This is a genomic window from Streptomyces cellostaticus, from assembly GCF_023630175.1.
GTDB classification, from domain to species: domain Bacteria; phylum Actinomycetota; class Actinomycetes; order Streptomycetales; family Streptomycetaceae; genus Streptomyces; species Streptomyces cellostaticus_A.
Window position 1 is genome coordinate 75,422 of record NZ_JALLIN010000023.1, and the last position, 13,344, is coordinate 88,765.

The following is a 13,344-nucleotide window of genomic DNA, read 5'->3' on the forward strand; positions in this document are numbered from 1 at the left end:
CGCGTGCGTGCACGATGGAAGTCACGCCGATGGACAAGGACGGCGTCAAGAGGGTTCCGGTTGCCTGCCGCTTCCGTTATGCGCCCGATACGTAGCACATAGCGCAAGTGCTACGACACGTGTCCGATTGCTATCGGATCGTGATGCTCAGATTCCCCTCAGATGTGATGACGCAGGTCACGGCGCCTCACTACTGTCCACCGAAACCGAGGAGGACGGAGCCCGAGAGCGATGACCGAAGTATCGGTGGCCAAGGAAGACGTGGCCGCGACCGACGAACTGGTCGTCCTGAAGAGCGTCAACAAGCACTTCGGCGCGTTGCATGTGCTCCAGGACATCGACCTGACGATCGCCCGCGGCGAGGTCGTCGTGGTCATCGGGCCCTCCGGGTCCGGCAAGTCGACTTTGTGCCGCACCATCAACCGGCTGGAGACCGTCGACTCCGGCACGATCACGATCGACGGGAAGCCACTGCCCCACGAGGGCAGGGAGCTGGCCCGGCTGCGCGCCGACGTCGGCATGGTCTTCCAGTCCTTCAACCTCTTCGCGCACAAGACCGTGCTCGAGAACGTGATGCTGGGCCAGGTCAAGGTTCGCAAGGCGGACAAGAAGCAGGCCGAGGAGAACGCCCGCGCCCTGCTCGACCGGGTCGGCGTGGGCACCCAGGCCGACAAGTACCCCGCGCAGCTCTCCGGTGGGCAGCAGCAGCGCGTCGCCATCGCCCGGGCGCTGGCGATGGGCCCGAAGGTCATGCTCTTCGACGAGCCGACCTCGGCGCTCGACCCCGAGATGATCAACGAGGTCCTCGAGGTCATGCAGCAGCTCGCGCGCGAGGGCATGACGATGATCGTGGTCACCCACGAGATGGGCTTCGCGCGTTCCGCCGCGAACCGGGTGGTCTTCATGGCGGACGGCCGCATCGTCGAGCAGGCCGCTCCCGACCAGTTCTTCAGCGCACCGCGCAGCGACCGGGCCAAGGACTTCCTGTCGAAGATCCTGCACCACTGACCGCGCGGAGCCCGCGCGCCCTGACGTTCCGGCCTCGCCGGTCTCGTTCTCTCACCACGCAAAGGATGTTCACCATGAAGCTCCGCAAGGTCACCGCCGCCTCGGCCGCCGTGCTCGCCCTCACCGTGGGTGCCACCGCTTGCGGCGGCAGCTCGGACAGCGGTTCGGGCGACAAGAAGATCAAGGTCGGCATCAAGTTCGACCAGCCGGGTCTCGGTCTCAAGGAGCCGAGCGGTTCCTTCTCCGGATTCGACGTGGACGTCGCCACCTACGTCGCCAAGGAGCTCGGCTACAAGCCGAGCGAGATCCAGTGGGTGGAGACCAAGAGCGCCGACCGCGAGAACGCGCTCTCCCGGGGTGACGTGAAGTTCATCGCCGCCACGTACTCGATCACCGACGAGCGCAAGCAGAAGGTCGACTTCGCCGGCCCGTACCTGCTGGCCCACCAGGACCTGCTGCTCAAGAAGGACTCGACGATCTCCAAGGGCACGGACCTCAACGGGAAGAAGCTCTGCTCCGTGACGGGCTCCACCTCGGCGCAGAACGTGCATGACACCATCGCCCCGAAGGCCCAGCTGAAGGAGTACAGCGGCTACTCCGAGTGCATCGCCGCTCTCCAGAGCGGCGCCGTGGACGCGGTGACCACGGACGACTCGATCCTCGCGGGCTTCGCGGCGCAGGACAAGTACCAGGGCCAGTTCAAGCTCGCCGGCCTGAAGCTCAGCAACGAGAACTACGGCGTCGGTATCAAGAAGGGCGACACCGAGTCCGCCGACAAGATCAACAAGGCGCTGGAGAAGATGGTCAGCGACGGTTCCTGGCGGAAGGCCGTGGACAAGAACTTCGGTCCGGCCGGCTACAAGAACGAGCCGGCCCCGACGATCGGCCAGATCGTCAAGTAACGCGGAACTCCGCCGGCGCTCACTCCGGCGGGTGACGCAGGGTTCCCGTGGCGCGCCGCCGCTTCGAGCGGTGGCGCGCCCCGCCCTCCACGTACGCCACACACCCGGAAGCGCGGGAGATCGTGTTCGACTTTCTTCAAGGTTATGACGTCCTAGGGGCGTTCTGGACGACGGTGCAGCTCACCCTCCTGTCGGCCGTCGGCTCCCTGGTCTGGGGCACCCTGCTGGCAGCGATGCGGGTCAGCCCGGTCCCGCTCATGCGCGGGTTCGGCACGGCCTACGTGAACATCGTTCGCAACATCCCCCTGACGATCATCATCCTGTTCGCCTCCCTCGGTCTCGCCGACATCTTCGGCGCGACCATGGGCGCCTCCGACTTCAAGGTCCAGGGCTTCCGCCTGGCGGTCCTCGGATTGGTCGGCTACACCGCCGCCTTCGTGTGCGAGGCGATCCGCTCCGGCATCAACACGGTGCCCCTGGGCCAGGCGGAGGCCGCCCGCGCGATCGGGCTGAACTTCACGCAGACCCTGCGCCTCATCGTGCTGCCGCAGGCCTTCCGCGCGGTGATCGGCCCGCTGGCCAACGTCCTGATCGCCTTGACGAAGAACACCACCGTCGCGGCCGCCATCGGCGTCGCCGAGGCCGCGACCCTGATGAAGACGATGATCGAGAACGAGGCCCAGACACTGGCGATCGGCGCGGTCTTCGCGCTCGGCTTCGTGGTTCTGACCCTCCCCATGGGCCTGCTCCTGGGCTGGGTCGGCAAGCGACTGGCGGTGAAGCGATGAGTTCCGTCCTCTACGACACTCCGGGGCCCCGCGCCAAGCGGCGCAACGTGCTCGTCTCCGTGGTGTTCTTCGTCCTGCTCGCCGCGCTGGCGTGGTGGATCTGGCAGGTTCTGGACGACAAGAACCAGTTGCGCTGGGCGCTCTGGCAGCCGTTCACCACCTCCCAGGCATGGACGACCTATCTGCTGCCCGGCCTCACCAACACCCTGAAGGCGGCGGCACTGGCCATGATCATCGCGCTGCCCCTCGGCGCGGTGTTCGGCATCGCCCGCCTGTCCGACCACCGCTGGGTGCGGAGCGTGGCGGGTGTGGTCGTCGAGTTCTTCCGGGCCATCCCGGTGCTGCTGCTGATGCTGTTCGCCAACGAGTTCTTCAGCCGCTACACGCAGGTCACCAGCGACGACCGGCCCTTCTACGCGGTGGTCACCGGCCTCGTGCTCTACAACGCCTCGGTCCTCGCCGAGGTCGTCCGGGCCGGCATCCTCGCCCTGCCGAAGGGGCAGACCGAGGCGGCGTACGCCATCGGTCTGCGCAAGGGGCAGACGATGACCAGCATCCTGCTCCCGCAGGCGGTCACCGCCATGCTGCCCGCCATCGTCAGTCAGCTCGTGGTCATCGTGAAGGACACCGCGCTGGGCGGCGTGATGCTCGGCTTCGCCGAGCTGCTGAGCGAGCGCGGCACGCTCGCCGCCAACTACGCCAACGTCATCGCCAGCTTCGTGGTCGTGGCGGCCATCTACATCGTCCTGAACTTCGCCCTGACCTCCTTCGCGAGCTGGCTGGAGGGCCGGCTGCGGCGCAGCAAGCGCGGCACGGGAGCGGTGCTCGGTGCCGAGGACATGGAGGAGCTGAACCCGGCGGCGGTGGGCGGCGGCTTCGGAGCCGGAAGCGCCGCCTGACCGGCCGTCACGTCACCCGTACGGCCCCCGGAGGCAGTGGCATGATCGCCACTGCCTCCGGTCGCTTGACGCAAACTCTGCCAATGGGTTGCATACATTCTGTGATCGTGCACCCTGCTCCAACCTTCTGCTCACACACCTCCCTGAGGGCACCGCTGCGGGCAGGGGGCGCCGCGCCGTGGACCCGGTGATCATCGTCGGAGCGGGGCCCGTGGGGCTCACGCTCGCCCTGGCGCTGGCGCGTCAGGACGTTCCCTCCGTCGTCCTGGACGAGGGCCCGGGCAAGGACGAACCGCGCCCTGCGCGCACCGTCGTGCTGCGCGAGGACACGGCCGCGCTGATGGAGCGGCTGACCGGGACCGCGCTCGACGAGCAGGGAATGAGATGGACCGGCTTCCGGTCGGTGCGGCGCAGGCAGGTGACCGGTGAGGTCACCTTCGACCGGGCGGACCCCGCCCCGCTGCACATCGCCCAGCACCTGCTCACCGGCGCCCTGCGCGCGGCCATCGCGGACGAGCCGCTGGTCAGGGTCGCCGCGGACAGCCGGCTGGACTCCATGGAGCAGGAACGCTCCGGCGTCACCGCGCACACCCGCGGCCCCGGCGGAACCTGGTGGCGCGGCAGCTACCTGGTCGGCTGCGACGGCCCCCGCTCGACGGTGCGCAAACTGCAGGACATCCGCTTCCCCGGCCGTACGGCGGTGGAGCGGCACGCGGTCGCCGCGCTGCGCGCGGAACTGCCGTGGGAGGGCCGGGCGCTGCTCCACCGGATGCCGCCGTGGCGGCAGTCCGGTCCCTCCGCCGGGGAGGTGACCGCCCGCCCCCTCCCGCACGGCGTCTGGCGCCTCGACTGGCTGCTGCCGCCGGGCAAGGACCTGGTCACGCCCGAGCTGCTGGTGGCCCGCATCCGCGAGACCCTCGCGGGCTGGACGGACGGCACCACGCCGCCGTACGACCTGCTGGACACCGGTGTCCACACGGTTCATCACCGGCTGGCACGGCGCTGGCGGGCCGGACGGGTGTTCCTCGCCGGGGACGCGGCCCATCTGCTCGGCGCGCTCGGCACCCAGGGGCTCGACGAGGGGCTCCGGGACGCCGACAACCTGGCCTGGAAGCTGGCCCCGGCCTGGCACCACGGGCATCACGAGACCCTGCTCGACAGCTACCAGAGCGAGCGCCGCGCGGTGGTCGCCGCCCGGCTGCGCGCCACCGACCAGGTGCTGCCGGTGCTGCGCGGTGGTGGCGGGCTGCGCCACATCGTCCCCGGCGCGGCCCGCGGCCACGACACGCTGCTGACGGACGGTCATCTGGGGCACGGCCCGCTCGGTGCGCCGGGGGCGTACACCGACTCGCCGCTCGCGCCGGGCTCCCTGGAGGGCGAAATCCCGGTCGAGACCGCGCCGGGCGCACCGGTCGCGGACGTGCGTGTCACCGCGGAGGATGGTTCCTTCGTACGGCTGCGCGACCGGCTGGGCCGCGGAACGCTACTGGTCGTGCTCATCGCGCCCGGCACGGGTGTGTGGGACCGCAAGCACTGGGTGTCCGCCGGGGTCATGCCCCGGCTCGCCGCAGCGGTGACCGCGCTGCCGCATCCCGCGGAACTGCTGGTGGCCGAGGAGTACCCGGGTGCGCCCGCGCACAGCGTGCTGCTCGTGCGCCCCGACGGCCACCTGGTCACCGCGCTGACCGGGGTGCGCCCGGCCGAGCTGTACGCGGCGGCCGAGGCGGCCGTGGGCGGCACGGTCAGGCAGGAGGCGGAGGCGAGCTCCGGCGCGCGCTGACCGGTGAATCCATCACCCGCCGTCCGCAGGGTGACGGTGAGTTGACCGTGGTTCGACGACGTGCTGTACTCCGCATCGTGACCGACACCTGTGTGCACCTGTGGCGGAGGGTCCATATGGACCTCGTCCGCTATGCGGGCTGCGTGTGTCGCCCGTCCTGCTGAATTTCGCTCCTCTTCTTCTCACGGGTGCCTTCGTGCGCCCCCTTCGGCGAACCTTCCTCAGGACGGTGTACGTGTCTGTCTCCCCCGCTGCCTCCGCAGCCCTCGCTACGGCCGGTTCCGCCTCCGGCTCCCCCGTCTCCTCATCGCCCCCTGCCGGTGCCGCCGGCCGGGCACCGACCCAGGCGGACCTCCTCGGCTTCGTACGGCGTACGGCCGCCGACGGTGAGCTGATCGCCTCGCTCCCGCTCGACCCGCAGGGCCGCACCTGGGTGCGCCTCGTGGGCCCCGGCGGCAGCGAGGCCTGGCTGATCGGCTGGCCGCCCGGCAGCGGCACCGGCTGGCACGACCACGCCGACTCGGTCGGCGCCTTCGTCACCGCCTCGGGCGAACTCAAGGAGTACTCGCTGGCGGCCCGGCTGCCCACCGACGGATGGAAGACCCTGGAGCTCGCCGAGGACGTGGACCGCGAGCGCCGGCTGCCCGCGGGGCAGGGACGGGCCTTCGGCCACCACCATGTGCACGAGGTGCTCAACGAGTCCCCGGACCGGCACGCCGTCTCGGTCCACGCCTACTATCCGCCGCTGCCGCGGATCCGCCGCTACAGTCGCGCGGGCCAGGTGCTGCGCCTGGAGCAGGTCGAGCGCCCGGAGGACTGGCAGTGAGCGGCGAACCGGCCGTGCGGCCGACCGGCATCGACGAGTTGCTGGAGCGGGTGCGTGCGGGCTACCGGCGCATCCAGGCGCGGGCGGCGCACGACGCGGCGCGCACCGGTGACGCCCTGCTGGTCGACATTCGCTACGCGGCCCTGCGCGAGCGGGACGGACTGATCCCCGGTGCCCTGGTCATCGAGCGCAACGAACTGGAGTGGCGCCTCGATCCCCGAGGCAGCCACCGGGTGCCCGAGGCCACCGGCCATGACCTGCGGGTCGTCGTCATCTGCAACGAGGGCTACGCGTCCAGCCTCGCCGCGGCCTCCCTCCACCGACTGGGCCTGCACCAGGCGACGGACCTGGTGGGCGGCTTCCAGGCATGGCGGGCGGAGGGACTGCCCGTGGAGCCGGCGGCGCGCTGAGCGGGCCGGGGGCCCGCCGTCGCAGCCCTCGCCCTCAGAAGCCCTCGCCTTCGAGGAACTCCGTGTCCTCGCCCTCTTCCTCCAGGGCCTGGCGGACGACGCGGAGTGCCATGCCCTCGGGATAGCCCTTGCGGGCGAGCATGCCGGCCAGGCGCCGGAGGCGCTTGTCGCGCTCGAGGCCGCGGGTGGCCCGTAGCTTGCGGGCGACGAGGTCCCGGGCGGTGTCCTCCTCCTGCTCGGAGTCGAGCTGGGCCACGGCCTCGTCGATCAGCGTGGAGTCGACGCCCTTGGTGCGCAGTTCGCGCGCGAGTGCGCGACGGGCGAGTCCCCGGCCGTGGTGCCGGGACTCCACCCAGGCCTCGGCGAACGCGCCGTCGTCGATGAGCCCGACCTCCTCGAACCGCGCCAGCACCGCCTCGGCGGCCTCCTCCGGGATGTCCCGCTTGCGCAGCGCGTCCGCGAGCTGCTTGCGGGTGCGCGGGGTCCCGGTCAGCAGGCGCAGACAGATCGCCCGCGCCCGCTCGACCGGGTCCCGCGAAGACTCCCCCTGCTCGGCCCTCGACGAGCCGGGGGCGCCTTCGTCCTCACCGGGCGGCTCCCCGAAACCGCCCCGCCGGCGACCGCGCCCACGGCCGCCACGTGATCCGGTGGGCCTCCCCGGGCCGTCGGACCCGTGCGTGCCGTGCCCGTCGGGCTCGCCGCCCGGGTGCCTGACGCCGCCCTCGCCTCCGGGTCCCCGGTTCCCCGCCACGTCGTCCCCGTACGCATCGTCACCGGCCGGGGCGGAGTCCATGTCGCCTGCGGTGCCCGTCCCCCATGGGGCACCGGGGTCGGCGTACTCGTACTCGGCCCAGTCGGTTCGTCGTGTCACGGGTCAGCTCTTGGCCGCGGCGGCCTTGGGCTTGGTGGCCTTGGTGGCCGCGGGTGCCGCCTTGGGGGTGTCGTCGGCAGGAGCGGCGACCGCCGCGTCCGCGCCCGGCTCGGCGGAGGGCTCCTCGGGCCGGACACCCACGCCCAGCTTCTCCTTGATCTTCTTCTCGATCTCGTTGGCCAGGTCGGGGTTGTCCTTCAGGAAGTTGCGCGCGTTCTCCTTGCCCTGGCCGAGCTGGTCGCCCTCGTACGTGTACCAGGCGCCGGCCTTGCGGACGAAGCCGTGCTCCACGCCCATGTCGATCAGGCCGCCCTCACGGCTGATGCCCTGGCCGTAGAGGATGTCGAACTCGGCCTGCTTGAAGGGCGGCGCGACCTTGTTCTTGACGACCTTGCAGCGGGTGCGGTTGCCGACCGCGTCCGTACCGTCCTTCAGGGTCTCGATGCGGCGGATGTCGATGCGCACCGAGGCGTAGAACTTGAGCGCCCGGCCACCGGTCGTGGTCTCCGGGGAGCCGAACATCACGCCGATCTTCTCGCGGAGCTGGTTGATGAAGATCGCGGTGGTCTTGGACTGGTTGAGCGCACTGGTGATCTTCCGCAGCGCCTGGCTCATCAGACGGGCCTGCAGACCGACGTGGCTGTCACCCATCTCGCCCTCGATCTCCGCGCGCGGGACGAGAGCGGCCACGGAGTCGATGACGATGAGGTCGAGGGCGCCGGAGCGGACCAGCATGTCCACGATCTCCAGGGCCTGCTCGCCGTTGTCGGGCTGGGAGAGGATCAGGTTGTCGATGTCGACCCCGAGCTTCTTCGCGTACTCGGGGTCGAGGGCGTGCTCGGCGTCCACGAAGGCGACCTGGCCGCCGGCCTTCTGGGCGTTGGCCACGGCGTGCAGGGTCAGCGTGGTCTTACCGGAGGACTCCGGTCCGTAGATCTCCACGACACGGCCGCGCGGCAGGCCGCCGACGCCGAGGGCGACGTCGAGCGCGGTCGACCCGGTCGGGATGACCTCGATGGGCTCCTTGGACCGCTCGCCCATGCGCATCACGGCGCCCTTGCCGAATTGTCGTTCAATCTGTGCGAGCGCGGCGTCGAGCGCCTTCTCGCGGTCGGTTCCTGCCATGGGTTCCACCCGGTTTGCTTGAGTCGATCGCTTCACGTCAAAGACGCTAACGCCTGCCACTGACAATGCGCCCCGACGCAGGCCCGGCCTGTGGACAACCCGGGAACAAACCCCGCCCGACGGGGACGAAATCCCCATCCGGAGCCCGGCCTGAGCTTCCATAAGAATGGATGTTCGATTTTGGTGTCAAGCACACCGCACGGCGCCGCGGAGGGCGACCGGCGGCGCGGTCCGCTACGGGGACTCCTGCGAATCGGGCCGCCGTTCCCACAGCGGCCGCACGCGCGCGAACACGCCGGGACGGCCCGGACCCCGCCTGCGGTGTCCGTGCACCCGCGGGTCGTCCGTGACGGTGTACCGCTTCACGTAGGCCCCCAGGAACGCCTGCAGCGTGGCGACCGCGGGGATGGCGATCAGCGCGCCGACCGCGCCGAGCAGCGCGGTGCCCGCGATCACCGAGCCGAAGGCGACGGCCGGATGGATGTCCACGGTCCTGGCGGTCAGCTTGGGCTGCAGCATGTAGTTCTCGAACTGCTGGTAGACCACGACGAAGATCAGTACCCACACCGCGTACCAGGGGTCCACGGTGAAGGCGATCAGCATCGGCAGCGCGCCCGCGAGATAGGTGCCGATGGTCGGGATGAACTGCGAGACCAGCCCCACCCAGACACCGAGCACGGGGGCGTACGGCACCCCGAGCGCCTCGAGCAGTACGTAGTGCGCGATCCCGGAGATCAGCGCCATGAGTCCGCGCGAGTAGAGGTAGCCGCCCGTCTTGTCGACGGCGATCTCCCAGGCGCGCAGCACCTCGGCCTGCCGCGCGGGCGGCAGGACGGAGCAGAGGGCCCGGCGCAGCCGGGGACCGTCGGCGGCGAAGTAGAAGGAGAACAACCCGACCGTGAGGAGCTGGAAGAGGCCGCCGAGCACCTGGGCGGACACGTCGAGCACACCGGCCGCGCTGTTCTGGGCGTACTTGCGCAGCCAGTCGGAGTGCAGCAGGCCCTCCTGGACGTCCACCCGTCTGAGCTCCATGTGGAACTTCTCGTTGATCCAGCTGATCACCGAGTCCAGATAGCCGGGGAAGCCCTCGACCATCTTGATGATCTGTCCGGCCAGCATCGACCCGAGCAGCGTGACGAAGCCCGCCGCGACGATCGTCAGGCCGAGGAAGACCAGGAAGGTGGCGAGCCCGCGGCGCATGCCGTGGGCGGCCATCCAGCTCACCGCGGGCTCTATGGCGAGCGCGAGGAAGAACGCGATCAGGATGTTGATCAGCAGTCCGGTCAGCTGGTGGAAGGCCCAGCTGCCCAGTTGGAACGAGGCGATGAGCGCGAGTGCGAGCACCATGGCGCGCGGGAGCCAGCGCGGCATGCGTCGCCCGGGGAGCTCGGCGGCGGCTGCGTCGTCGGCCGGGCGCCGGGCGGGCGGCGGCGTAGCGGTCGGGGAGGCTGCGTGCCGGACGGCCGGCTCATTGTCGTCGGTGGGTGCCACGCACCCAGTCTCGCCCACCCCGGCGGCGGCCCATGCCGCCCGGCGTCCCCGTGCCTGCTCAGCGCCTCTCCCCGGGCACGTTCATGACCGAGCAGACCACGCGCCACACTTCCTTGGCGTCCCAGCCGGCGTCCAGTGCCTCGTGCACCGTGCGCCCGCCGAGCTCCGTCATCACGTGATCGCGCGCGAAGGTGTCGGCGTACCCCGGACCGAAGTGCTCCGCCATCCGCTGCCAGAAGACCGTCAACCGCATGCCTCCAGTATCCCGCCCCTTGGAGTGGGGCCCGCCGAGAGGCGCCTGCCGGAGCCCCGTTCCGGCCTACGGTCTGTCGCATGGCCGAATCAGGAGCTCCCCCACTCCCCCCGAAGCCCCCGGCGCGCTCCCCGCTCTTGCGCGCCGAGCAGTTCGTCTGGCTCACCGCGCGCGTGCTGGAACAGCGGCTCTTCGCGTACCACTTCCTGAACGGCGCCGCCGAGCCGGTGGAGGCCGCGCTGAACGCCTACCGCAACGAGGACGGCGGCTACGGCCACGCGCTGGAACCTGATCTGCGCGGACCCGTGAGCCAGCCCCTGCACGCCGCTCGCGCGCTCGGCGTCCTGGACGCCATCGGGCGCTGCGGCGGGCAGCGGGCGGAGCGGCTGTGCCGCCATCTGACCGCCGTCTCGACCACGGACGGCGCGCTGCCGGCGGTCGTTCCCGGCCAGCGCGGCTACCCCGTGGCGCCGTTCGTCCCGGTCGTGGACGACCCGCCCAGCGAGCTGCTCGCCACCGGCCCCGTGGTGGGGCTGCTGCACCGCAACGAGGTGTGGCACGCCTGGCTGTTCCGGGCCACCGACTTCTGCTGGCGGGCGGTGGAGTCCCTGCGGACGTCCCACCCCCACGAGGTGCGGGCCGCGGTGGCCTTCCTGGACTCCGTCCCGGACCGTCCGCGTGCGGAGGCGGCCGCCGACCGCCTCGGCCGCATGGTGCGCGAACAGCGGCTGGCGGCACTGGAGCCGGACCGGCTGGACGCGTACCCGGTCGCGCCCGGGTACGCGTCCGGTGAGCACCACTTCCCGCACGACTTCGTGAGGAGTCCGCGGTCACTGGCGCGCGCGTGGTTCACGGACGAGGAGATGACCCGCTCCCTGGACCACCTCGCCGGATCGCAGCAGGAGGACGGTGGCTGGCCCGTCCGCCGGCACCGGTGGGCACCGGCCCCGGCGCTGGAGGCCCGGCCCATGGCGACGATCGACGCGCTGCGCACCCTGCGGGCGCACGGCCGTTTCGTGGGCTGAGCCGCGCTCAGCCTCCGAGCGCCCGGACCCCCGCGGTCACGACCACCGCTGCGGCGACCACCAGCAGGAAGGGTGCGCGCAGCACCAGCGCCAGGGCGGCCGCGCCGAGTCCCGCCGCCCTGGCGTCCAGCGCCAGGGCGTGTCCGTCGGCGAAGGTCTGCTGGGCCGTGAGCGCGGCCAGCAGGGCGACGGGCAGCAGGGCGGCGAGCCGCCGGACGAGCGGTCGCTCCATGGCGCCGGCGGGCACCAGCAGCCCGGCGAGCTTGACGGCGTAGCAGCCGAGGACGGTCAGACCGATCGCCGTCCAGGTGTTCACCGGCCCTCCTCCGTCGCGTCCGGTGCGGTCCGCCGGGCGGGTCCGAGGCGACGGCTCTGCACGAAGAGGGCGACGGGAGCCGCCAGCGCCGCCACCAGGACCGGTACACCGGCGGGCAGCACGGGCAGCAGGCCGAGGCCCAGGACGACCGCGAGGCCGGCGACCGCACGCTCGGTGCGGGTCTTCAGCATCGGAGCGAGCAGGGCGAGGAACACCGCGGGCCCGGCCGCGTCCAGCCCCCAGGCGTCGGTGTCACCGATGGCCTGCGCGCCCAGCGCGCCGAGCAGTGTGGTGAGGTTCCACAGCAGGTACAGGCTGAGCCCGGTCACGGTGAAACCGATCCGCGCGGCACGCCGGGTCGGCTGCGCCAGGGTCACGGCCGTGGTCTCGTCGATCACCCACTGGGCGGCGAGCGGCCGCAGCACGCGCGGGAGGGCCAGCAACTGCGACAGGCGCAGCCCGTAGAACGCGTTGCGCACGCCGAGGAAGAAGGCGCCGGCGGCGGCCGTGAACGGGCTGCCGCCCGCGGCGAGCGCGCCCACCAGGGCGAACTGCGAGGCGCCGGTGAAGACCAGGAGGCTGAGCGCGCAGGTCTGGAGGAGGCCGAGTCCGCTGCCGGCCGAGGTCACCCCGAAGGCGAACCCGGACAGCCCGACCGCCACGCCGACGCCCAGGGCGTCCCGTACGACGGCGGAATCGGGCTTGGCGGTGCCTTCGGCGGACATGTCCGCGAGTGCTGTCTGTTGTGCCACGCCCCGGACGGTACGTCCGGACCTCAGTGCGGGTCTTGTACGTTCTTGCGCTCGCGCTGGTAGGCGCCCGGCGGGACGCCGACGATGCGGGCGAAGTGCCGGTTGAGGTGCGGCTGGTCGGTGAAGCCGACGGCGACGGCCGCCTCGGCGGGTGCGGTTCCCGCGTCGAGCAGCAGCCGCGCGCGGCGCACGCGCGCGTCGGTCAGCCAGGTGTGCGGTGGCATGCCGTAGGCGTCGCGGAACGCCCGCAGCAGGGCGAACGGGCTGGTCCCGAGGTCGGCGGCCAGCCGTTCCAGGGTCGGTGGCTCGGCCATCTCCTCCTCCAGTACGCCACGCGCGCGTGCCGCGATCCGGGCGCCGGCCGTCCGGCTCCGCCGCTGCGGCAGCGGGCCGCCGTTGAGCCGCAGCAGCCTGGTCACGGCCACCCGCAGCAGGGTGTCGGCGGCCAGCGCGTTGCCCTCCTCGGCGGCGCGCAGCACCTGGTGGACCAGGCGGACGGTGTACGGATCGTCGAGGGCCGGTGCGACGAAGCCCGGGGTGCCGCGGATCGCGGTGGTCTCGGCCGCGATCCCGGCCACCACCTCGGGCGACGGGTACACGGCGCCGTAGCGCCAGCCCTCGGGTACCCCGGCCCGGCCCGTGTGCGGGGTGTCCGGGTTGACCAGGGCGAGGGCGCCCGCGCCCGCCGACACGTCGGAGCCCCGGTGGTGGAAGACCTCGACGCCGTCGGCGATGGCCGCGATCACGAAGTTCTCGTGGGTGTGCCGGACGAAGGTCTTGTGGATGTACCGGGCACGCAGCAGGTCGACACCGGGCAGTTGCTCGTACCGCCAGTGCCGTGCCCGCTCCACCGAACCCGCCATGCCGCCATTCTCCGCCAGGCGGCGGGCCCCGGTCC

At 71.6% G+C, this 13,344-nt stretch carries 16 protein-coding genes; 9 read left to right on the plus strand and 7 right to left on the minus strand.

Annotated elements, in window-relative coordinates; genetic code table 11:
* The first annotated feature begins 231 nt into the window (after positions 1-231).
* The 8 genes from MXD57_RS16540 to MXD57_RS16570 all read left to right on the plus strand — a co-directional run bounded on the left by MXD57_RS16540 (position 232) and on the right by MXD57_RS16570 (position 6,613).
* On the plus strand, positions 232-1,008 hold the full coding sequence (locus tag MXD57_RS16540; RefSeq protein ID WP_250402215.1) for an amino acid ABC transporter ATP-binding protein: 777 nt from the start codon (positions 232-234) through the stop codon (positions 1,006-1,008).
* Positions 1,009-1,082: 74 nt separating this feature from the next.
* Entirely contained in the window at positions 1,083-1,910 is an 828-nt protein-coding gene (locus tag MXD57_RS16545) for a glutamate ABC transporter substrate-binding protein (protein WP_250402216.1), read from the plus strand.
* A 122-nt stretch (positions 1,911-2,032) separates the two neighbouring features.
* The gene (locus tag MXD57_RS16550; protein WP_250402250.1) at positions 2,033-2,698 is read left to right on the plus strand and encodes an amino acid ABC transporter permease; all 666 of its coding nucleotides are present in this window, start codon (positions 2,033-2,035) and stop codon (positions 2,696-2,698) included.
* Complete coding sequence (locus tag MXD57_RS16555) at positions 2,695-3,597, plus strand: amino acid ABC transporter permease (RefSeq protein WP_250402217.1); 903 nt, start codon at positions 2,695-2,697, stop codon at positions 3,595-3,597. Before MXD57_RS16550 ends, MXD57_RS16555 begins: the two co-directional genes overlap by 4 nt.
* A gap of 178 nt (positions 3,598-3,775) precedes the next feature.
* The gene (locus MXD57_RS16560) at positions 3,776-5,377 is read left to right on the plus strand and encodes an FAD-dependent monooxygenase (RefSeq protein ID WP_250402218.1); all 1,602 of its coding nucleotides are present in this window, start codon (positions 3,776-3,778) and stop codon (positions 5,375-5,377) included.
* Positions 5,378-5,493: 116 nt separating this feature from the next.
* On the plus strand, positions 5,494-5,541 hold the full coding sequence (locus tag MXD57_RS32005) for a hypothetical protein (RefSeq protein WP_309506048.1): 48 nt from the start codon (positions 5,494-5,496) through the stop codon (positions 5,539-5,541).
* Positions 5,542-5,612: 71 nt separating this feature from the next.
* Positions 5,613-6,203: a cysteine dioxygenase gene (locus tag MXD57_RS16565; protein WP_250402219.1), complete on the plus strand. Its 591-nt coding sequence runs from the start codon at positions 5,613-5,615 to the stop codon at positions 6,201-6,203.
* Complete coding sequence (locus MXD57_RS16570; RefSeq protein ID WP_250402220.1) at positions 6,200-6,613, plus strand: rhodanese-like domain-containing protein; 414 nt, start codon at positions 6,200-6,202, stop codon at positions 6,611-6,613. Before MXD57_RS16565 ends, MXD57_RS16570 begins: the two co-directional genes overlap by 4 nt.
* A gap of 34 nt (positions 6,614-6,647) precedes the next feature.
* On the opposite strand, the gene recX is transcribed toward MXD57_RS16570, so the two are convergent.
* The 4 genes from recX to MXD57_RS16590 form a co-directional block, all read right to left on the minus strand.
* Positions 6,648-7,484, minus strand: a complete 837-nt coding sequence (recX, locus tag MXD57_RS16575; RefSeq protein WP_250402221.1) for a recombination regulator RecX — start codon at positions 7,482-7,484, stop codon at positions 6,648-6,650.
* Positions 7,485-7,487: 3 nt separating this feature from the next.
* A complete protein-coding gene (recA, locus tag MXD57_RS16580) occupies positions 7,488-8,609 on the minus strand; it encodes a recombinase RecA (RefSeq protein WP_250402222.1) in 1,122 nt (373 codons plus the stop codon).
* 234 nt (positions 8,610-8,843) lie between these two features.
* Entirely contained in the window at positions 8,844-10,100 is a 1,257-nt protein-coding gene (locus tag MXD57_RS16585) for an AI-2E family transporter (protein WP_250402223.1), read from the minus strand.
* A 58-nt stretch (positions 10,101-10,158) separates the two neighbouring features.
* Positions 10,159-10,353, minus strand: coding sequence for a DUF3046 domain-containing protein (locus MXD57_RS16590; RefSeq protein WP_250402224.1), 195 nt, complete (start codon positions 10,351-10,353; stop codon positions 10,159-10,161).
* An 80-nt stretch (positions 10,354-10,433) separates the two neighbouring features.
* Here MXD57_RS16590 and MXD57_RS16595 point away from each other — a divergent pair, with 80 nt between their 5' ends.
* On the plus strand, positions 10,434-11,378 hold the full coding sequence (locus MXD57_RS16595; protein ID WP_250402225.1) for a hypothetical protein: 945 nt from the start codon (positions 10,434-10,436) through the stop codon (positions 11,376-11,378).
* Between the two features lie 7 nt (positions 11,379-11,385).
* On the opposite strand, the gene MXD57_RS16600 is transcribed toward MXD57_RS16595, so the two are convergent.
* The 3 genes from MXD57_RS16600 to MXD57_RS16610 are packed head-to-tail and all read right to left on the minus strand — an operon-like array spanning position 11,386 to position 13,309.
* Entirely contained in the window at positions 11,386-11,694 is a 309-nt protein-coding gene (locus tag MXD57_RS16600; RefSeq protein ID WP_250402226.1) for an AzlD domain-containing protein, read from the minus strand.
* The gene (locus tag MXD57_RS16605; RefSeq protein ID WP_374114708.1) at positions 11,691-12,446 is read right to left on the minus strand and encodes an AzlC family ABC transporter permease; all 756 of its coding nucleotides are present in this window, start codon (positions 12,444-12,446) and stop codon (positions 11,691-11,693) included. The genes MXD57_RS16600 and MXD57_RS16605 overlap by 4 nt, the downstream gene beginning before the upstream one ends.
* Before the next feature lie 23 nt (positions 12,447-12,469).
* Positions 12,470-13,309, minus strand: coding sequence for an AraC family transcriptional regulator (locus tag MXD57_RS16610; protein WP_308290796.1), 840 nt, complete (start codon positions 13,307-13,309; stop codon positions 12,470-12,472).
* Between the last annotated feature and the right edge of the window lie 35 nt (positions 13,310-13,344).

What these genes read in the sequence shown, in the direction of transcription:
- MXD57_RS16590 (WP_250402224.1), bottom strand. Translation starts at nt 10,353, where the DNA reads ATGCGGTTGACGGTCTTCTGGCAGCGGATGGCGGAGCACTTCGGTCCG.
- recA (WP_250402222.1), bottom strand. Translation starts at nt 8,609, where the DNA reads ATGGCAGGAACCGACCGCGAGAAGGCGCTCGACGCCGCGCTCGCACAG.
- MXD57_RS16555 (WP_250402217.1), top strand. Translation starts at nt 2,695, where the DNA reads ATGAGTTCCGTCCTCTACGACACTCCGGGGCCCCGCGCCAAGCGGCGC.
- MXD57_RS16545 (WP_250402216.1), top strand. Translation starts at nt 1,083, where the DNA reads ATGAAGCTCCGCAAGGTCACCGCCGCCTCGGCCGCCGTGCTCGCCCTC.
- MXD57_RS16540 (WP_250402215.1), top strand. Translation starts at nt 232, where the DNA reads ATGACCGAAGTATCGGTGGCCAAGGAAGACGTGGCCGCGACCGACGAA.
- MXD57_RS16595 (WP_250402225.1), top strand. Translation starts at nt 10,434, where the DNA reads ATGGCCGAATCAGGAGCTCCCCCACTCCCCCCGAAGCCCCCGGCGCGC.
- MXD57_RS16610 (WP_308290796.1), bottom strand. Translation starts at nt 13,309, where the DNA reads ATGGCGGGTTCGGTGGAGCGGGCACGGCACTGGCGGTACGAGCAACTG.